The 18,061-nt window shown below is 65.4% G+C and carries 20 protein-coding genes and 1 tRNA gene; 4 read left to right on the forward strand and 17 right to left on the reverse strand.

Annotated features, from left to right (window positions below; translation table 11 throughout):
• Positions 1–110 precede the first annotated feature (110 nt).
• The 9 genes from VPH61_RS15335 to VPH61_RS15375 all read right to left on the reverse strand — a co-directional run bounded on the left by VPH61_RS15335 (position 111) and on the right by VPH61_RS15375 (position 10,191).
• Complete coding sequence (locus VPH61_RS15335; RefSeq protein ID WP_332064374.1) at positions 111–533, reverse strand: DUF7144 family membrane protein; 423 nt, start codon at positions 531–533, stop codon at positions 111–113.
• Between the two features lie 39 nt (positions 534–572).
• Positions 573–2,291, reverse strand: coding sequence for an alpha/beta hydrolase (locus tag VPH61_RS15340; protein WP_332064375.1), 1,719 nt, complete (start codon positions 2,289–2,291; stop codon positions 573–575).
• Positions 2,292–2,375: 84 nt separating this feature from the next.
• Positions 2,376–3,626: an arginine deiminase gene (locus VPH61_RS15345; RefSeq protein WP_332064376.1), complete on the reverse strand. Its 1,251-nt coding sequence runs from the start codon at positions 3,624–3,626 to the stop codon at positions 2,376–2,378.
• A gap of 19 nt (positions 3,627–3,645) precedes the next feature.
• Positions 3,646–5,094: a basic amino acid/polyamine antiporter gene (locus VPH61_RS15350; protein ID WP_332064377.1), complete on the reverse strand. Its 1,449-nt coding sequence runs from the start codon at positions 5,092–5,094 to the stop codon at positions 3,646–3,648.
• Positions 5,094–6,602, reverse strand: a complete 1,509-nt coding sequence (gene nhaC / locus VPH61_RS15355; RefSeq protein ID WP_332064378.1) for a Na+/H+ antiporter NhaC — start codon at positions 6,600–6,602, stop codon at positions 5,094–5,096. The genes VPH61_RS15350 and nhaC overlap by 1 nt, the downstream gene beginning before the upstream one ends.
• A 188-nt stretch (positions 6,603–6,790) precedes the next feature.
• A complete protein-coding gene (locus tag VPH61_RS15360; RefSeq protein WP_332064379.1) occupies positions 6,791–7,876 on the reverse strand; it encodes a mechanosensitive ion channel family protein in 1,086 nt (361 codons plus the stop codon).
• Positions 7,877–7,909: 33 nt separating this feature from the next.
• Entirely contained in the window at positions 7,910–8,311 is a 402-nt protein-coding gene (locus VPH61_RS15365) for a DUF7144 family membrane protein (RefSeq protein ID WP_332064380.1), read from the reverse strand.
• 140 nt (positions 8,312–8,451) lie between these two features.
• Positions 8,452–9,102: a hypothetical protein gene (locus VPH61_RS15370; RefSeq protein ID WP_332064381.1), complete on the reverse strand. Its 651-nt coding sequence runs from the start codon at positions 9,100–9,102 to the stop codon at positions 8,452–8,454.
• Between the two features lie 699 nt (positions 9,103–9,801).
• Entirely contained in the window at positions 9,802–10,191 is a 390-nt protein-coding gene (locus VPH61_RS15375; RefSeq protein WP_332064382.1) for a DUF1801 domain-containing protein, read from the reverse strand.
• A 144-nt stretch (positions 10,192–10,335) separates the two neighbouring features.
• Here VPH61_RS15375 and VPH61_RS15380 point away from each other — a divergent pair, with 144 nt between their 5' ends.
• Positions 10,336–10,833, forward strand: coding sequence for a hypothetical protein (locus tag VPH61_RS15380; RefSeq protein WP_332064383.1), 498 nt, complete (start codon positions 10,336–10,338; stop codon positions 10,831–10,833).
• Between the two features lie 495 nt (positions 10,834–11,328).
• Here VPH61_RS15380 and VPH61_RS15385 read toward each other — a convergent pair whose 3' ends face one another.
• Together VPH61_RS15385 and VPH61_RS15390 are read right to left on the reverse strand one after the other, a co-directional pair.
• Positions 11,329–11,490: a hypothetical protein gene (locus tag VPH61_RS15385; RefSeq protein WP_332064384.1), complete on the reverse strand. Its 162-nt coding sequence runs from the start codon at positions 11,488–11,490 to the stop codon at positions 11,329–11,331.
• Positions 11,491–11,612: 122 nt separating this feature from the next.
• Positions 11,613–11,894: a hypothetical protein gene (locus tag VPH61_RS15390; protein WP_332064385.1), complete on the reverse strand. Its 282-nt coding sequence runs from the start codon at positions 11,892–11,894 to the stop codon at positions 11,613–11,615.
• Positions 11,895–12,049: 155 nt separating this feature from the next.
• On the opposite strand from VPH61_RS15390, the gene VPH61_RS15395 reads away from it, so the two are divergent.
• Together VPH61_RS15395 and VPH61_RS15400 are read left to right on the forward strand one after the other, a co-directional pair.
• Positions 12,050–12,394: a hypothetical protein gene (locus tag VPH61_RS15395; protein ID WP_332064386.1), complete on the forward strand. Its 345-nt coding sequence runs from the start codon at positions 12,050–12,052 to the stop codon at positions 12,392–12,394.
• A gap of 128 nt (positions 12,395–12,522) precedes the next feature.
• On the forward strand, positions 12,523–13,119 hold the full coding sequence (locus tag VPH61_RS15400; RefSeq protein WP_332064387.1) for a hypothetical protein: 597 nt from the start codon (positions 12,523–12,525) through the stop codon (positions 13,117–13,119).
• 252 nt (positions 13,120–13,371) lie between these two features.
• Here VPH61_RS15400 and VPH61_RS15405 read toward each other — a convergent pair.
• The 3 genes from VPH61_RS15405 to VPH61_RS15415 form a co-directional block, all read right to left on the reverse strand.
• Positions 13,372–13,448: transfer RNA gene (locus tag VPH61_RS15405), tRNA-Pro, on the reverse strand.
• A 133-nt stretch (positions 13,449–13,581) separates the two neighbouring features.
• Positions 13,582–14,238 carry a hypothetical protein gene (locus VPH61_RS15410; RefSeq protein ID WP_332064388.1) on the reverse strand — a complete coding sequence of 219 codons (657 nt, stop codon included), beginning with the start codon at positions 14,236–14,238 and terminating at the stop codon, positions 13,582–13,584.
• Positions 14,235–14,714, reverse strand: a complete 480-nt coding sequence (locus VPH61_RS15415) for a MarR family winged helix-turn-helix transcriptional regulator (protein ID WP_332064389.1) — start codon at positions 14,712–14,714, stop codon at positions 14,235–14,237. Before VPH61_RS15415 ends, VPH61_RS15410 begins: the two co-directional genes overlap by 4 nt.
• A gap of 121 nt (positions 14,715–14,835) precedes the next feature.
• Between VPH61_RS15415 and VPH61_RS15420 the strand changes: the two genes are divergently transcribed.
• Positions 14,836–15,468: a GNAT family N-acetyltransferase gene (locus VPH61_RS15420; protein WP_332064390.1), complete on the forward strand. Its 633-nt coding sequence runs from the start codon at positions 14,836–14,838 to the stop codon at positions 15,466–15,468.
• A 36-nt stretch (positions 15,469–15,504) separates the two neighbouring features.
• Here the strand turns inward: VPH61_RS15420 and VPH61_RS15425 are convergent, their stop codons facing one another.
• The 3 genes from VPH61_RS15425 to cmk form a co-directional block, all read right to left on the reverse strand.
• Positions 15,505–15,738: a DUF167 domain-containing protein gene (locus tag VPH61_RS15425; RefSeq protein WP_332064391.1), complete on the reverse strand. Its 234-nt coding sequence runs from the start codon at positions 15,736–15,738 to the stop codon at positions 15,505–15,507.
• Positions 15,739–15,819: 81 nt separating this feature from the next.
• On the reverse strand, positions 15,820–17,334 hold the full coding sequence (gene der, locus VPH61_RS15430) for a ribosome biogenesis GTPase Der (protein WP_332064392.1): 1,515 nt from the start codon (positions 17,332–17,334) through the stop codon (positions 15,820–15,822).
• Complete coding sequence (gene cmk, locus VPH61_RS15435; protein WP_332064393.1) at positions 17,331–18,059, reverse strand: (d)CMP kinase; 729 nt, start codon at positions 18,057–18,059, stop codon at positions 17,331–17,333. Before cmk ends, der begins: the two co-directional genes overlap by 4 nt.
• Between the last annotated feature and the right edge of the window lie 2 nt (positions 18,060–18,061).

Consider the following 18,061-nt stretch of genomic DNA (forward strand, 5'->3'; position numbering starts at 1 on the left):
CGCCGCCTCACGATGCGGACAAGGCCCGGCAAGACGAGGATCGAATCGTGACACCGCAAAGGTCCCGGAAACCCAAGCGTTTTCGGGACTTCTGGTCGGGCTGACAGGTTTCAGCTGGGTCGACGATCAGACCGGGCGGCGGTCAGCTCTCGTCCGTGCACCGTTATCGCGTAGATCACGAGGATGTCGAGCGTGAGCACGATCAGCGACCACCACGGCTGCACAGGGAGTAGGGCGAGCTGGCCGATGGCGTTGAGCGTCACGAGAATCACGGCGACCACTCTTGCCCACGTGGCCCCGGAGAACAGCGCGGCGCCGATCAGGACGAGCAGGACGCCGCTGACCACGTGCCACCAGCCCCAGCCCTCCACGTCGAAGACGAGCAGTGCCCCCTTCGGCGCCGTCAAGTAGGCGCTGTCGGGCATGGCGAGCGCGATGAAGCCATACAGCACGTCGAAGCCGCCGGCGAGCATCAGCATGATCGCGGCGAACACTCCCCATCCAACCCAGCCGGTAACCTTCGGATCGTTCATAGGACTCACTCCTTGGTCGTGCAACGGTCGGTCACGCGCCTACTCGAGGTAGCGGCCGATGGGTTGTGTCGGGGCGTACGCCTCGATCCTGGCTTGGATGCGATCGATGACGTCCTGCGACAGACCGGCGTCGCCCGAGACCGAGCGCCAGCCGTCGACGTAGACGTCGCCGTAATTGTGACCGTGACTTGCCGGGACGTGGTCACTGGCGAACTTGTCGACCACGAGCTGCACCGCCGTCACGAGCGGGATCCAGACCATCGAATCGCTCACGTCGGGCGCCCGTTGCCCGGGTTCCAGCCATTCGGGGCTCGACCAGATCAGTTCCGGCCCCAGCCAGGTGACGGGGTCCGTGCCGTGCTGCAAGTAGGCGATACGCGGTTCGTCCCATCGGCCCTCGATGGCGTCGAAGTCACCGAACTCCGACAGCCACCGGACTTCGCGGCCTCCGTCCACGATGGGTTTCCAGGCAGGGCTTCCGGCGTCGCGGCGGTCGGTCAGGTCGCGCCACATCGTCGAATGGTTCGGGCTGCCCGCGAAGAGGGCGCCCGAGGTGCCGGCACGAAGCTCTTCCAGATCGGGAAAGGTGGCTTGCGCTCCATGGGATCCGAGGCTGAGACCGTACAGGTACAGGTCCGGCCGGTCAGAGGCCGCCAGTGCAGCCCACCGCTCGTGGACGGCCCGGTACAACTCGATCGATGACGGAACGGGCGCATCGGGGTTGAGCAGGAACGACACGAAGCTCGGTTGGTGCGAATACTGGATGGCGACGATGGCGGTGTCGCCGCCGTGGAGGTATTCGATCGCGTCGACAGCCTGCGGCTCCAGCCATCCCGACCCGGTCGTGGTCGCGAGAACAAGCACGTCGCGTTCGAAGCCGCCGGTTCGTTCGAGCTCGCGAACAGCGATCGCGGCACGCTCTTCGACCGTCGGTGCGCTCGCGACGCCGACGTAGACCCTGACGGGCTCGAGGGCGTCTGCGCCCGTGATCGCTTCGATGTCGTCGACGGTCGGGCCACCTGAGAGGAAGGTGCTGCCGTGGCGACCGACCTGGTCCCAGTGCATCTCGGAGTCGGGGCCGGCCGACCGGAACTCACTTCCGGGTTCGACGACACCCTCGGCGACCGGGCCGTTCGTGGAGAGATACAACCGATCCAACGCCATGAACGCCAGGGCGAGCACCCCGACGATCACGACGACAAGGCCGACCACGGTGATGATTGCGCCCCACCCTGTGCCGAGGCGGCGAGCCAGCACACGGTAGAGGCGACGGATGCCGCGACCGATCGCGATCCCGACTGCGATGGTAGGCACGAAGGCTGCAAGGAACAGCACGACGTCGAACGCGTCAACGGTGGGCACCTCGACCGCGCGCCGCACGTCGTTCTGCCAATTCAGTGACGCGACTGCGAACGCGACCACCAGACCACCGACGATCAAGGCCGCCACGATCCGGAAGGTGGCTCGGCGTCGACGACTGAGCGCCCACGGCCGGATGCGGGCAATGACCGCCGAGAGTCCGGCCCCGATCGAGTACCCGGCCAGGAATGCGATGCCGGAGACGATGCCCTGCGCCAGGTCGGTGCGGGGCATGAGTGACGGGGTCATCGCAACGGCCGCGAGAAGCAGTCCGCCCACGATGCCGCCGAAGTCGAGATGCCACCAGCGACGGCCGCGATTCGGCTCCCGGTCACCGTCGTCGCCAGGCGCCGCCGTTTCGCGTACTCCGGCCGTCATCGTCTCAGGAGTGGACGTCACGTCACCTCCCCTTCGCTTTGGATCTCCGCATGTCGGACTGAAGCTGGATTCTCGGTGGCTGGGGTGGTCGGTGACGGCGAGCTGTCAATAGTCGACAGGTTCGCGGATGATGGGCGAGGTCATGCAGTGCCCGCCCCCTCGGCCGCGGCCGAGCTCGCCGCCCACGATGGTGATGACCTCGATACCGGCCTTGCTGAGCAGGTCGTTCGTCTGGGTGTTGCGATCGTAGGTGTAGACGACGCCGGGCTTCAGTGCGACGGCGTTGTTGCCACTGTCCCATTGCTGGCGCTCTGAGGCGTAGACGTCGCCGCCCGTCTGGATGACCTGGAGCTTGGGAAGCCCGAGCCCATTGGCTACGACATCGACGAACGGGGTGGTGCCTTCGTCAGTGAGGTGAACCGGTTTTCCGTTACCGCCTGGCCGAAGCGAGAACGAGTGGATGCTGTCCACGATGTTCGGGAACAGGGTGACGATGTCGCGATCCGCGAACGTGAAGACGGTATCGAGGTGCATCGCCGCGCGAAGCTTCGGCATACCGGCCACGATCACCTGCTCGGCAGCACCCTGCGCGAACAGGGCGGAGGCGACCTGCGTGATCGCTTGACGGGAAGTACGTTCGCTCATGCCCATCAGGACGACGCCGTTGCCGACGGGCATGATGTCACCGCCCTCGAACGTGGCCTGTCCCCAGTCCTGCTCGGGATCTCCCCACCAGATGGTGGAGCCGACGAAATCGGGGTGGAACGTGTAGACCGCCTTCATGAGCAGGGTCTCGTCATGTCGCGCGGGCCAGTAGAGAGGGTTAAGGGTCACACCGCCATACAGCCAGCAGGTCGTGTCTCGGGTGTAGAGCGTGTTCGGAAGGGGCGGCATCAGGTACTCGCGCACCCCGGTCGACTCACGTGCGAGGGCTGCATAGTCGGAGCGGAACTCGTCGGGCACGTCCGAGGTCGCCAGGCCGCCGATCAGATATTCCGCGAGCTCAGCGGGTTGGAGGGTCTCGAGGAATCCCCGTGTTGCGTCGATGAGTCCGAGGCCAACCTCGTTGGCGGTGATCTTCCGGTCGAGGAGCCAGTTGCGTGCCTCCGGGATCGCTATCGTCTCGGCCAGAAGCTCGTGTAACTCGACGACATCGACTCCGTGTGAACGCAGGCTCGCGACGAAGTCGGCGTGGTCGCGCTGCGCGTTCTCGACCCACAGCACGTCGTCGAACAGGAGCGAGTCCGCATTCGTGGGTGTGAGGCGACGGTGCGCGAGACCGGGTGCACAGACCAGTACCTTGCGCAGGGTACCGACTTCGGAGTGGACGCCATAGGCGGCGGACGTCGTGTTCATTGAATTGCCTTCCTGACTACTAGATGCTGACGAAACCGGTGATGAGGCCCACGACGCAGATCACTGCGCCGATCAGCACGACGATGAACACCACCCACCCGGGGGTGGTGAACAGGCGCTGCCTCTGCTCGCGACGCGCGAACCCGTACAGCAGCGTCGCTGGAGCCAGGAGCAGGCACGCGAGCAGCAAGAACTGCAGCCCTGCAGCGAAGACCAGGAACAGCGTGTAGACGACGGCGATCGCTCCGACGATGAGGTCGCGGGTACGAATGGATCGCGGGAGTTCCGAGTATCCGTCGCGGGTGATCGCGATCTTCAAGGCGTACCCGGCAGCAAGAGCGAACGGCATGAGTGCCAGGGCGGCCGTGAGGTCGAGCATGAAGTCCAAGGCGCCCTCGGCGAAGAGCACCACGACGAGAAGCAGCTGGATGAACAGCGTCGAGATGAGCAACGCGTTGCCAGGGACTCCCTTCGGAGTCGCCTTGGCGAGGAAGGCCGGCATGTCCTTGTCCTTCGCCGCCGCGAAGAGCACTTCCGCAGCCATGAGGCTCCACGCGAGGTAGGCGCCGAGCACGGAGATGATGAGGCCGGCACTGATGAACCATGCGCCCCACGGACCGACCACGGCCTCCAGCACGCTGCCGACCGACGGCTGGCGTAGTTCCGCAAGCTCGGACTGCGGGAGGATGCCGTAGGAGATGATCGAGATCGTCGCGAACAGGGCGAGCACGGAGAGGAAGCCGAGCACGGTGGCCCTGCCGACATCCTCACGCTTCTTCGCGTACCTCGAGTAGACGCTCGCGCCCTCGATTCCGAGGAACACGAACACCGTGACGAGCATGGTGCCCTGCACCTGGCCGAAGAGGCTCTCACCGCCGAGGTCGTAGCCGCCGGTGAGGTTTCCGATGAACACCGCGGGGTCGAATGCGAAGACGACCACGACGACGAACAGCAGGAGCGGGACGATCTTTGCGGCAGTGACGATCGCGTTGATTCCCGCGGCCTCTTTCACGCCGCGCATGATGAGGAGGTAGAAACCCCAGACGAACACGGATGAGACGGCGACCGCCCAGATGGTGTCGCCGTCGCCGAACGCCGGGATCAAGGGCTTGAGCGTCGAGGTGATGAGCACCCAGTAGAACGTGTTCCCCGCGCAGGAGCTCGCCCAGAATCCGAATGCTGAGAGGAAGCCCGGATACACTCCGAACCCGGTTCGGGCGTAGACGTACACGCCGTTGTCGAGATTGGGTTTGCGCACCGCGAGACTCTGGAATACGAACGCCAGCATGAGCATGCCGGCGCCCGCGATCGCCCAGGCGATGACCGCGCCGTAGACGCCGGTCTCGCTTGCGAACCGCTGCGGCAGGGTGAAGACGCCCGCTCCGACCATCGAGCCGACGACCATGGCGGTCAGTGCCGGGACGCTGAGCTTGTCCGGTGCGGTCGTGGTCGTCGTCGCTGTGCTCATCAGTGGTTCTCCTCGCTGGTTGTTCCACCGTCGGTACTCGATGCCGGATGCTGGTCGGCCCGCTCGATCCTGAAGCCGGTGAAGCCGTACAGGACGCTCAGGATGGGACTGAGGATGTTGAAGAAGCAGTACGGCAGGTAGGTGAGCGTCGGGACGCCGAGGACAGCCGCCATGAATGCACCGCACGAGTTCCACGGCACCAGTGGAGACGTGACGGTGCCGCTGTCGGCTGCGAGACGAGAGAGCATCGTCGGCGCCAGCCCGCGGGTCTCGAACTCGGCGCGGAACACGCGCGTCGGGAGCACCAGGGCGATGTACTGGTCACCGGCGACCAGGTTGAGGCCGAGCGCGCAACCGAACACCGTCAGGTACAGTCGGCCGGTGGTCTTCGCCCGATGGATGAGGGGGTCGATGAGACGTGAGATCAGGCCGAACTTCTCCAGCACGGCACCGAACGTCACCGCACCGAGAATCAGCCACAAGGTCGGAAGCATGCTGTCCATGCCGCCCCGCGAGACGAGCTGGTCGATCTCCGGAATACCCGTTTCGATGGAGAATCCGTTCGCCATGGCGATCCACGCGGCGCGAATCCCATCGAGTACCGTCGTCCCAGTGTCCCCGGCGAATTCTCGAACGACGTCGGGTTGCAGGAACGGGGCGAGTAGTCCAGCGAAAAGCGCCGAGAAGGTGAGCGCGAGCGACGCCGGCACCTTGCGGATCGAGAGCACGATCAGCAGAGCCAATGGCAACAGGTTCCACGGCGTGATCTGGTAGATCGAACTGAGACTGCTCAATTCGGTGTCGACGCCGACCGGATTCTCGACGTCGGGCGCGCCGATGAAACCGAGAACGAGGAACCCGGCCAACGCGAGCACGAACGCCGGGATCGAGGTCCACGCCTGACGTTTGATGTGCTCGTAGATGTCGGCTTTCACAAGTTGCGAGGCGAGAACCGACGTCTCGGAGAGCGGCGAGAGCTTGTCGCCGAGGTACGCGCCGGAGATCACGGCACCGGCGGTGATCGCCGGCGACACACCCAGCATCAGCGCGATCCCGACGAGGCCGACACCGATCGTCGCCGTCGTCGTCCACGAGCTGCCGATGCTCAATGCGATGAGCCCGCAGATCAGCGCAGCGGCCGCGTAGTACCAGGACGGCTGGAGCACCTGGATGCCGTAGTAGACGAGCGTCGGGATCGTTCCGGACAGGTTCCACGTGCCGATCAACGCACCCACGGCGAGCAGGATGAAGATCGCGCTCGTGATCGACGACAGCGCTTCTTGGCCGGCCTCTTGCACCGACGACCACGGGTGGCCGTTCTTCACCGCGACGAGGGCGGCGATCATCGCGCACAGGATCAACGCAACCTGGATCGGACCGTCGAGCGCGTCCAGCCCGAACACGGCCAGCGACCCGCCCAGCAGCGCCGCCAACGCGAACAGCGGGATCAGGGCGTCGAAGAGCGACGGCGCACGGATCGCGCGCGGCGTCGCTCGTACCTTTGCCAAGACACGTCCCCCCGGTTGGACTCCTTGTGGCGAATCTACGCAGGTGCATCGGTCATTGTCGAGAGCTTCGTGAAACGTTTACATCGCGCCGCCTTGCCGCCCGAACGCGCGCTACCCAGTAGACACCTCGGGCGCGCCCCCTCGAGATCGGCACGCTGCCTCGCAGGGCTCGACCGATCGGGGCCGCCTCATAGAGAGCCGCGGGCGTCGTGTGGCGTTTCCTTCAGATCCAGCCCACTCGGTCGGGGATCGAAGCCGACTCGTTGCAGCGGGACCCAATCCGGGTGCTCATCGCGCACCCACGCGGCAAGCGTTTCGCGAACATGGCAGCGCAGCTCCCACAGCGTCGGCGCATCCTTCGCACTGACGAGCACCCGAACCAGGACGTGCCCGGCACTCGTGTCGGTCACGTGGACTCGCACGACCTCACCATCCCAGAGATCAGTCTGGGCGAGGATGCCGTCGAGGTACTCGCGCAGTATCGGCACGGATGTTCGCCAATCCAGGATCATCTCGACCGTCCCCGACAGGTCGTTGCCGAGCTTGGTCCAGTTCTCGAACGGCAGTGTCGTGAATCGGGTGCACGGCAGCACCAGTACGCGGCGGTCCCAGGTGACCACGACCACGTAGCTGAGCGTGATCTCATGCACACGGCCCCATTGCTGGTCGACGACGACTGCATCGCCGACGCGGATAGCTTCACTGAACGCGAGCTGCATGCCGGCGAAGACGTTGCCGAGCACCGATTGCGCTGCCAAGCCGACAACCACCGAGAAGATGCCGGCGGAGGCGAGCAGGCTGGCGCCGAGTGCGCGCACTGTCTCGAAGGTCATCAGGATTGCGCCCAACGCGACGATCACGATCACCGCGATGACGAGACGCCGAATGACTTGGACTTGCGTCCGAAGTCGGCGTCCTTCGCGGGTGTCCGACTCCGCCAGGCGTGATCGCGAGACACCGAAGTCGATGACGACGGAGAACGCCGCAGCGGCCAGCCAGGCGCCTGTGGCGATCACCACGATGCCGAACATGTGCCCGAGCGCGTCAGCCCACGCAGGGTCCGGGAGATACATGACGGCGAACGCCACCGCCGCGAGCGGCGCTGTCAGTGCCAGGGGCCACCGGATGCGGCGGCGGAGCGCTTCCGCGAACTGGCTTCGTCGCCCGACGACGCGAAGTCCGACCCCGACTGTCACGACGATGACGATCGCGACAAGCAGCCCGATCCCGAGTTCGACCCAGAACAGCAGCCAATCGTCTTCGATGCCGTCCATGTTGCCCCCTTGGTCGTCGGTCCAGCTCGCGGCTCAGCTCCTGAAGAAGGCGTTCGCTCGGCCTGTCCACAGGAGTGCGATGACGATGAGCGCTGCCGCGATACTGAGGTACTCGCCGATGGCGCCTCCCGGATAGGCGATCGCCAAGAACGCCGAGCCGGCGATCGATATGGCCTCGAGCACCGTGATCGCCACCCTGGCGGCATTGCTGCCACGCAACAGTCCGATCGCGAGAACGATGACGGCCACGCCGACAATGATCGTGATCAGGCCGGAACCGATCAACGGAGCGGCGCCGCCGAGCTTGTCCACTATCGCGTCAACACCTGACTGGAACAGCAGTACGCTGCCGCCGATGATGTCCAGAACGCCGGAGATCCAGGCGAGCACCGCAACAAGCGTCACGCTCCCAGGACGCGAGATCGAGGTTGACATGATCACTCCCGTCGGCACCGCCAGGAGACGGCGCGTCTGGTGGGAATGCTAGCCAGTTATCCGCTCGCGTGACGGCCGGACGCACCGCTCGAGTCCAGTTCCGGGTGATCCATGACCCGCTTTCGCTTGTCCCAGTCCGACTACTCGTTGTTTGGTTGCCCTACCGGTGCCACGGATGCGGCTGAAGCGGGCGTCGAGCGATCTCTCATGGCCACGATGATCGGCCGGCCGGCTTTCGCTGGCACCAGAATCTCGATCGTGGCTTCGCCCGAGAACCATCCGCTCTTGTCGTGGAGTCGCAGCACCCTATTCGGCGCCGGCCAGAATGGCGTCGCAATCGGCTTGTATCGTGTTGCCTTGGCGACGAGGTGCAACGGGACCTCATAGGACTCAATGACTCTCGTGGCGACTTCCCCGAGCCACCATTGGTGCATATAACGCGCGTACCGATTCATCACGGCGACCAGCGCGATGAAGAAGAGCAGCAGCACGCACCAGACGACAGCCCAAAAGATCGCGTCAGGCGTCGCCGCTTCTTCGTATGGATGGATCACGGCATTCACGAGCGAAGGGATCGCACCGAAATAGGCGACGAAGAACGCGGCGAGCTGGGCGGCGCCTTGGGCAACGATTCCGGCGGTGAGAATGCCGATCCGGCTGATGTAGGGCGAGATTGCCGGATGCGTCCGCGGAGGCACCATCGCGAGTGTCGGTGTCCGGGCGACCATCCGGTTGTATGCGGCGACCGGCCATCCCTGGCGAACGCTGTTCCGTTGACGTGGGGCGTTCATGTTGTAGTCGTGACCGGCGCGACCGGGGTCACGCGATCGGTTCGTGAGATCGACTCCGCCACAATCCCTCCCTCGGCGCGGCGAGATCGCGCCTCGGTGCGATGCTATCCGCAACCGGGAACGCGGTCCTGTGGGCCACAGGCATTTGCCGAGCTTCGTCCGTTCGGGTCTGAGCGCCGTCGTGCCGCTGGCGCCGTTCCAGTCGCGGTACGCCGCGACCATGCGCGCGGGCCGCTGCCAGCAGCGCAGTTGTGTCTGCGCGGCAGCTGTCCGAGCTCCCGAGGCCATGCCTCCCTCGCGACGAACGACTGGTCCAGGAACCTCTTAACCTCAAAAGTCCCGGAAACCCTGAGGTTTCCGGGACTTTCTGGTCGGGCTGACAGGATTTGAACCTGCGACCCCTTGGAGGATTCGGGCGTATGCCGGTCACCTCCGGAAATGTCCGGAAACCCGCGGATTCCCTTGCGTTTACAGGGAACCGGGCGGTTCGCTGTCTCCGATTCTCTCCGGCCGATTGGAGTCCCTCACGGTTCAATCTGATGGGTAAATGATGGGAATTCCAGAGGCCCGGCATGATCGCCCATGAGTAGCCGCTGCCTGACTCGGATTCACGCGCAGTCCTCGCATGGGTCAGGCAATGCGAAGGTCGCGATCGATTGCCTGACGTGGGTGACCGGTTCGGCTCTTCCGTCACCACTGTCACCTGGCTGCGACGTTGAGTTCCACGGCCTCAGTCACGAGTGCCTTGACCGCCGCGTCGTCCACGCGGTCTCCGTCGAAGTAGTCGATGGCTCGGACGACTTTGCTGTCCAGCCGCGTGTTGAAGAGATCGCTGCTTTCCATGCTGGCTCCCTTCGCGAACGTCAGCCTTACGGCGCTCTTCAGCACGTCAACGAAGCAGACGTCTCCGTCATGCGTCCAAAACGGAACTCCCTCAGGTTTGGAGGGTTTCTTGTACTTGACCACCTCGACGGCAGCTGGGTCGGCGGCTGTGATCGCGGCTCGAAGCGCAACGAGCACGTCCTGTTTCCAGCCGCTCTGCTGCGCGATGATGTCGTCGATCTGCTCGGAATCGGACTTGTCACTCATTCGCGAATACTTGCGAAGAGAGCCGGCGAAGTCAACAGCCGAAGTCGGTCGCAAACGCGCGTGGCAGGCTCCCTCACCGACGGACCGCATCGGCCTTGTGTGGAGATCGGCGTACTGCGTCAACGTGCCCGTAGGGATCGCTGGGTGGACCCGAACACTGCGAGATCGACGCTAGGGATGAGACGCCTGCCGCCTTGGGGAGAGGCCATCGGACGGCTCACGGTGATGCAGTTCTTCCTGGGTGGGTTCGTGCTCTTCGGTACTGCCATTGGGCTCATGGTCGGGTGGGCGACCTGGTACGACGGCGCTACCTCGTTGATCGGATGGATCGTGGGCGCTGTCTCGATCGCCGTGATCTCGATGGTCGTCGCGCTCCTGGTCGGCCTGCCTCTCCGGCTCGTGCCCAGGCTCCGGTCGCGGTGGCTTGCGAACGGCGAGCTGACGGTCGCGGGCATTGCTCTCGGGTTCGTGGTCATCGGGATCGTTATTGCCGCAGCGCCCGTCGCGACGGTGGTGGATGAGTTCGGATCGTACGAAGCGCGCGACGTGAATGGCTGGGCCCTCCTCATCGCGTGGTCGCTGTTCGCGTTCTCGATCGCCCACTTCGTCTGGCCCCTGCGATGGACTCGGCGCCGATATTGACGGCGGCCGGCGACAAGGTGTTCGCCGGGTGAGCACCGCAGGCCGGTCCCCCACCGGCGCTCGCGTTCTACATCAGCGTCTAAGCGACCGGCTTGCGGGCAGGCGACCTAAGACAGCTCGCACGGGTGACCACAATCACCCCGGTCGGGATGAGAATGGGCAGATGCACACGAGCAGGTACCAACGGAGGCATTGATGGATTCGCTCGAAGACCCCTCATGTCTTACGCTCACCTCTCGGCAGGCGTTCCTAACCATGACAGAGTTCATCTGGCGTTGTGCCCAGTCGGCTGGCGATGATCTGCTTACGTTGATTGGCGACGCCGGCATCGAATCGGATGGCGGGCCCACGGACCCGGCGGCGTGGGATGACTGGTCCGATAGCGTCGCCTGGATCCTAGAAGGTCCACCGCGCACCGCATTGACTTGACGGCGGAAACGCCGCCGTTGCGATGTTGCTCACAACGATCAGTGACGGGCGTTCGAGCCCAGTGGTCTAGACCGAGACGCCATCGCGAAGCTGCACGGTGAATGCGTCAAGGACGGCGTCCGCAATCAGCGGTGACATGTCTTCCAGCCTCCGATGTACGCCGAGTTGAGCATCGATCTCCTCCGCGATCACGGTCGCTAACGCGCGTGCAACGTTCAACTCGTCCATCGAAATCCTCCTGTGCATAAGCCGCCTCACATGATCACACCTTCTGATTCACGATCACGCATCTGACCTGCCCGGTAGCGACCAGCCCTCGGGTCAAATTCAGGCCCAGTACGGGCTGAGATTCAGTCCGAGCTTGCAGATCGCAACTGCAGGGGCTCGAAGTGATCCGTGACCCGCCACCCACTGGGCAGTTCTTCTCTCAACCGGGCCACGGTGGCGCGGACTGCGGTGTTGAATCTGTAGAGCTCAGCCTGGCTCCAAAGCCATTCGCCGGCCGGGTCCTCCCAGTCGACCGCAGAATCATAGGAATGGGCGAGTGAATCGAGCTCGTCACGTAGATTTTGGCTAACTGGCAGACGCTGGTGGTCGACAAACGGATACCCGTAGCACTCGCGGTCGGCCACTGACGCATCGTCGACCCAAAGGGTCGTACATGACCCCGCATCGAAGAAGAACCGAACGCTCACCATGCAGGTCAGTATGCCTCCCAGAAGCGCAGGTGGAGCCGCAAAGCTAGCGCCCGCGCACCGCGCGTTTGCGGATCCGATACGCTCCACGCATGATCGAGGGCCCGGACAGGCAAGCCGACCCCTTCCGGGCCCAGTTGGACTTCCGGTGGGAGAAGTACCTGTCAACGTGCGAAGCCGCGGATGACCACGAACGGTGGATCACCATGGCTCTCTCCTCTTACCGTGACGAGATCGTTCACTACGGAGCGCAGCTCTTGAACGACTCCACCATTCGGCCCTGGGACGCCGAAACTGCGCAGGCTCGATTCAACGACTATCAGGCGGCTGCCCACGCGTACGATGCTGACCCACAGAAATGGGATGCTGCCTTCTGGGCGCGGGTTCGTAGCCGCGCGGCGACCGGCCGACACTCGCCGTACGGACAGAAGCCATAGGTAGACGACCCCACGGCGGCCATGAGCGGGCGCCCGCAATTGGATCGCAGCGCGTATCGCGTGCTGTGCTGTGCGTCTACGGAAGGCGCGGTCCATGTCGGCACGTCGCCAGACGATATCCTGCGTGAATGTTCGTGGCGCCGTTCATCGTCCTCTTCCTGATCTTGATGACCGGAACGGTGATCTTCCTGGTGATCTGGACAATCAATCGTGCTCGCAAGCGAGGCGCGGCGCAGGTTCTCAAGACTGTCGGAATGTGGACTCTCGCCGGACTGCTCATCGTTCTTGCAGGCGGCGCCTACAACTTCGCTTTCGGACGTTCGCCGGTTTCGGCCTCCGCGAGCGGGCTGACCGGCACTTGGACGAACGAATCATCTGAGGGGACGGCTACGATCGGCCTACGATCCGATGGCTCCGCATTCGTGAATGGTATTCCGTCGGCTGCGGCGTGGGAGGTCGGATTCGGTGCCGATGACCTCGGGCTCCCGCCGTTGCTTTCAGGTGAAGGAACATGGGATGTCAGCTCGCATATCCGGGTGAAACTCACCTGCGACAGCGGGCAGCCGATTACCCTCCTCGCGGACGCGGTGGAAGGTGCGACAGGTTCGACATACCTCCAGTTCATGGCGGGCGACCCGGATGCGCCGACCTACTTCCGAGAGTTCAGTCGGGTCGACTCCAGTTCAGGAGCTCACCGAGAAGAAGTCACAGAACCGAGCTGCTGAGGTCATCGATCGGCGGGCCGACGATCGTTCACCGGGCGGTAAGACTGATCCGCAGATCCTCGTGCGTGTTCATGCCGGTCAGGTGCGGATTGCGCCCCAGAGCGATAGGAACCGACCGGTGACGACACGGCCGTCTCGGACGAGAAGTCCGGATCAGAGGTGCTGCAGAGGTGAAAGTGATGGGTTTTCGATGGGAGGATCAAATCTCTTAACCGCAAAAGTCCCGGAAACCCTAGAGTTTCCGGGACTTTCTGGTCGGGCTGACAGGATTTGAACCTGCGACCCCTTGACCCCCAGTCAAGTGCGCTACCAAGCTGCGCCACAGCCCGATGCCACCGGATTTCTCCGAAGACAACTTGACCATCATAGCGGCATCCGAGGGGGTGCTCGTGACACAGGGGCGACCACGAGGCATCCGCTCGGTTCGAAATGCGGCCGCCGAACCGGCGCACTCGACGCCGCTCAGATGTACTTCCGCACCTCATCCATGAAGGCGACCGGGTCGTCGACCCAGATGCGCAGCGCCGTCAACGACTGCTCGCCGCCGGCCTTGCCGTGTCCGGGCAACGTGACGAGGGTCGGCCCCTCGAGCTCGATCTCAAGATTGGTCTCGTCGGTCATGCGCAGCATGAGGGTGCGCGAGGCATCGGTCTCGACGATCTTCGGCGACTTCGGCTCGTCGACGCGAAGGTTGCGCGCGACCGACGCGATGTCGTCCCAGCGCAGCGCGATGTCGAGCTCGAGCCCGCCGCGCACGCGAATGCCGTCGGGACCGACGGTGTGCGGCTTCATGAGGTAGGCGCACAGCAGCCCGAACATCCAGGTGAGTCCCCAGATGCCGAGCACGAGCAGCGTGATGCGCACGGCGGGCCAGCGATGCACGATGAGGTCGAAGATCGGGATCTCAACGGCCGAGAGCACGATGAAGATCATGAGGATCGTCATCACGGGCTTGTGGAAGCTGAACCCCTTCGCCCCGCGCGGCACGGCCGGGCGGCGCGCGACGAACCGCCCGATGCTCGCGTAGATACTGAGTTCCATGAGCAGCGCGCGCTTCAAGAACCATCCGGTTCGGCGCCAGACGGATGCCTCGGCGCGCGTCGAGGTCGCGGTGCTCACTCCCCCGCCGCCTTCTGCTGTTGAGCGGCCCGCCGCTGCTCGTCGGCCTCGATGAGCTCGCGCAGGCGCCCGGCGATCGCTTCGACGCCGCGCAGCAGTGCATCGCGGTCCGCGGGAGCGACGGCGCCGAGCAGTTCGGCCGAGAGCTCGGCATGGTCGCGCTGCATGTCGCGCATGAATTCCTCAGCGGATGCCGCGAGCGACACGATGATCGCCCGCCGATCGCTCGGGTGGGGCGAGCGCACGACGTAGCCACCTGCCTCGAGCGCGTCGACGAGACCCGTGATGTTGCGCGGGCTCACCTCGAGGCGGGCCGCGAGCGCGTGCTGCGTCGACGGACCGGTCGCCGCGAGCTCCCAGAGCAGCCTTGTGCGCGACGGCGTCAGCGGGGTGCCGGCGAAGGCGTTGGCCATGTCCTTCTGGAAGAGCTCGCTGACCTCGAGTAGTCGGTCGAGCACGGTGATCTCGGGAGTCATATCATGATGATACTGCATTGTTACCTACATTCACTATTCGACGGGCGATCGCGTCGCGAGCGTCGTCGTCGTCGCCTCCGCCACGGCAGCGGATGTCGGTGGCCGGCGCTACATTCGAATGGTGATCACCGACGTGACCGAAGACCTCGAGCCGTTGCGGCTCCGGGTCGCTCCCGCGAGCGACGTGCCTTTCACCGACGTCGAAGCCGTCTTCGGCACGCGAGGCGACCCGGCCCACTGCTGGTGCCAGTGGTACAAGATCCCCGGCAGCGACTGGCGCAGGTTCGGCGACGACGGCCTGCACGACCGATTGAGAGATCAATTGCGCGCTCCCGGCATCGGGCGCGGGCTCATCGCATACGACGGCGAGACGCCGGTCGGCTGGTGCGCCGTCGAGCCGCGCAACGAACTCCCCCGGCTCAGCCGGAGCACGATCGTCAAGGGCGGCACCGCCCACCCCGACCTCGACGACGCCGCTGTCTGGGCAGTCTCCTGCTTCGTCGTGCCACGCGACCATCGCGGCCGGGGCGTCGCCCGCGCCCTCGCCGAAGCCGCGGTCGGATTCGCCCGCGCCGGAGGCGCCCGAATCGTCGAGGCCTACGCGGTCGACCCGAAGATCCGGGCGAAGGTCTCGGCCGACGCGCTCTTCCACGGCACGGTCTCGATGTTCACCCACGCGGGCTTCACCGAGGTCGCGCGCCCCCGACCAGACCGCGCGATCATGCAGGTCGAGCTGGCCGAGCCGTCGAACTGAGTGAGTAACGGGGCTTGAACCCGCGACCTCCAGGGGTCAGTCGTCGACCCGCACGCGCTTCACGCGCGAGGACTCCCCTCGCAGAATGTGAACACGGCTGCGCGGTACACCGTAGTGGGCGGCGAGCGCAGCGATGACCCCGGCGTTCGCGGCGCCGTCGACCGCTCGCTCCCGCACGAACACCGTGAATGAGGCCGCAGGGTCATCGACGAGGGTCTCGACGAGTGGCCCTTTGCGGCTCCCGGGCTTGACCCTGATCGTGACGTCCATCACAACCTGTCGCCAGAGAGACCGCGAACGCCCGAGTCGCGTCCCTCGCGGGAACGACTCAGGCGCCGCGACATCCGTTGCCTACTTCGAACGGTCGCGCTTCTCGCGCACCCGCATGTTGATGACGATGGGCGAACCCTCGAAACCGTAGATCTCGCGCAGGCGCCGCTGGATGAACCGCCGGTACCCAGGGTCGAGGAACCCGGTCGTGAAGAGCACGAATGTCGGCGGTCGGCTGGCCGCCTGGGTGCCGAACAGCACGCGCGGCTGCTTGCCGCCGCGCACCGGGTGGGGGTGCTCCTGCGTCAGCTCCGTGAGGAACGCGTTGAACTTGCCCGTCGGAATGCGGGTGTCCCACGACTCGAGTGCCGTCTCGAGTGCGGGCACGAGCTTCTCGAGGTGACGCCCGGTCTTGGCCGAGATGTTGACGCGCGGCGCCCAGGCCACGTGGTGGAGGTCCTGCTCGATCTCGCGCTCGAGGTAGCGACGGCGCTCGTCGTCCAGCAGGTCCCACTTGTTGAAGGCGAGCACGAGCGCGCGGCCCGACTCGAGCACGAGGTCGATGATGCGCACGTCCTGCTCGGAGAGCTCCTGCGAGACGTCGAGCAGCACGACGGCGACCTCGGCCTTCTCGAGCGCGGCCTGCGTGCGGAGCGAGGCGTAGAAATCGGCGCCCTGCTGCAGGTGCACGCGACGACGGATGCCGGCGGTGTCGACGAATCGCCAGATCTTGCCGCCGAGCTCGATCTGCTCGTCGACGGGGTCGCGAGTCGTGCCCGCGAGCTCGTTGACGACGACGCGCTCTTCACCGGCGGTCTTGTTGAGCAGGCTCGACTTGCCGACGTTCGGGCGACCGAGGATCGCGACGCGGCGGGGGCCGCCGAACTCGTCCTTCGCAACGGCCGAGACCTGCGGCAGCACCTTGAAGACGGCTTCGAGCATGTCGGCGACACCGCGGCCGTGCAGCGCCGAGACGGGGTGGGGCTCGCCGAGACCGAGGTTCCAGAGCGCAGCGGCCTCGGGCTCCTGGCGAGCATCGTCGACCTTGTTGGCGAGGAGGAACACGGGCTTCTTCGTCTTGCGCAGCAGCCGCACGACGTGCTCGTCGGTCGAGGTGGCACCGACCGTGGCGTCGACGACGAACAGCACGACGTCGCAGAGTTCGATGGCGACCTCGGCCTGCAGGGCGACCGAGGCGTCGATGCCCTTCGCGTCGGGCTCCCAGCCGCCGGTGTCGACGAGCGTGAAGCGACGGTCGAGGTACTCGCCCTTGTACGAGACGCGGTCGCGCGTGACACCGGGGGTGTCTTCGACGACGGCCTCACGCCGGCCGAGGATGCGGTTCACGAGCGCCGACTTGCCGACGTTCGGCCGGCCGACGATCGCGATGACCGGCAGCGCGGGGAGGTAGCGGATGGCCTCCTCGCCCTCCTCCGACAGCTCGAGCACGTCGAGGTCGTCGTCATCGAGGGCGTAATCGGCGAGCCCGGAACGCAGGGTCGCTGCGCGCTGCTCGGCGAGCTCGTCGTCGACGCCGGCGAGGCGCTCGACGAGGTCGTCGTCGGGAGCGTCGTACTCTTCGCTCTGGTCGGTCATGGTGTCTCCTCTGAAATCTGTGCACCCGTGGCGTCGTACTCACGGGTGAGCGTCGGGCCCGCCGCGCGGATCACGCCGATCACCGCCTCGACCGTCTGGTCGAAGTCGAGCTCCGTCGAATCGACGGTGGTGACGCCGTCTGCCGCAGTCATGAAGTCCACGACCTTGGAGTCCGCCGCGTCGCGCTTGCGCAACTGCTCCCCCACAACTTCGACCGACGATCCGGTCAGCTCAGCGGAGCGCCTGCCCATTCTAACCGCTTCGGATGCTGTGAGGAGGATGCGAACGGGGGCATCGGGCGCCACGACGGTCGTGATGTCGCGCCCCTCGACGATGATGCCGGGCGCATCGACCGCGGCCATGATCGACCGGAACAGCTCGATGAGGTGACGGCGCACCTCTGGCACCCGGGCGACGGCGCTCACGACGGCGGAGATCTGCGGATCGCGGATCGCCTCGGTCACGTCGACGGCGCCGACGTGCACGGCGTAGCCGGTCGGGTCGGTGCCGATGCGGTAATCGAAGGAATCGAGGCATGAGACCACGGATGCCGCGTCGTCGGTGTCGACCCCGGATGCCTCCGCGTGCCATGCCAGCGCGCGATACGCGGCCCCCGTGTCGAGGAAGCCGAAGTCGAGCCGGCGCGCGACCTCCTTCGAGACGCTCGACTTGCCGCTGCCGGCCGGACCGTCGACGGCCACGACGAACGGGATGACGGGTGACACGT

The organism is Agromyces sp. CCNWLW203 (assembly GCF_036576125.1).
In the GTDB taxonomy this organism is placed as follows: Bacteria; Actinomycetota; Actinomycetes; order Actinomycetales; family Microbacteriaceae; genus Agromyces.

What these genes read in the sequence shown, in the direction of transcription:
- VPH61_RS15370 (WP_332064381.1), bottom strand. Translation starts at nt 9,102, where the DNA reads ATGAACGCCCCACGTCAACGGAACAGCGTTCGCCAGGGATGGCCGGTC.
- VPH61_RS15335 (WP_332064374.1), bottom strand. Translation starts at nt 533, where the DNA reads ATGAACGATCCGAAGGTTACCGGCTGGGTTGGATGGGGAGTGTTCGCC.
- VPH61_RS15350 (WP_332064377.1), bottom strand. Translation starts at nt 5,094, where the DNA reads ATGAGCACAGCGACGACGACCACGACCGCACCGGACAAGCTCAGCGTC.
- VPH61_RS15365 (WP_332064380.1), bottom strand. Translation starts at nt 8,311, where the DNA reads ATGTCAACCTCGATCTCGCGTCCTGGGAGCGTGACGCTTGTTGCGGTG.
- VPH61_RS15395 (WP_332064386.1), top strand. Translation starts at nt 12,050, where the DNA reads ATGATCGAGGGCCCGGACAGGCAAGCCGACCCCTTCCGGGCCCAGTTG.
- der (WP_332064392.1), bottom strand. Translation starts at nt 17,334, where the DNA reads ATGACCGACCAGAGCGAAGAGTACGACGCTCCCGACGACGACCTCGTC.
- VPH61_RS15345 (WP_332064376.1), bottom strand. Translation starts at nt 3,626, where the DNA reads ATGAACACGACGTCCGCCGCCTATGGCGTCCACTCCGAAGTCGGTACC.
- VPH61_RS15360 (WP_332064379.1), bottom strand. Translation starts at nt 7,876, where the DNA reads ATGGACGGCATCGAAGACGATTGGCTGCTGTTCTGGGTCGAACTCGGG.
- VPH61_RS15375 (WP_332064382.1), bottom strand. Translation starts at nt 10,191, where the DNA reads ATGAGTGACAAGTCCGATTCCGAGCAGATCGACGACATCATCGCGCAG.
- VPH61_RS15400 (WP_332064387.1), top strand. Translation starts at nt 12,523, where the DNA reads ATGTTCGTGGCGCCGTTCATCGTCCTCTTCCTGATCTTGATGACCGGA.
- VPH61_RS15425 (WP_332064391.1), bottom strand. Translation starts at nt 15,738, where the DNA reads ATGGACGTCACGATCAGGGTCAAGCCCGGGAGCCGCAAAGGGCCACTC.
- VPH61_RS15385 (WP_332064384.1), bottom strand. Translation starts at nt 11,490, where the DNA reads ATGGACGAGTTGAACGTTGCACGCGCGTTAGCGACCGTGATCGCGGAG.
- VPH61_RS15415 (WP_332064389.1), bottom strand. Translation starts at nt 14,714, where the DNA reads ATGACTCCCGAGATCACCGTGCTCGACCGACTACTCGAGGTCAGCGAG.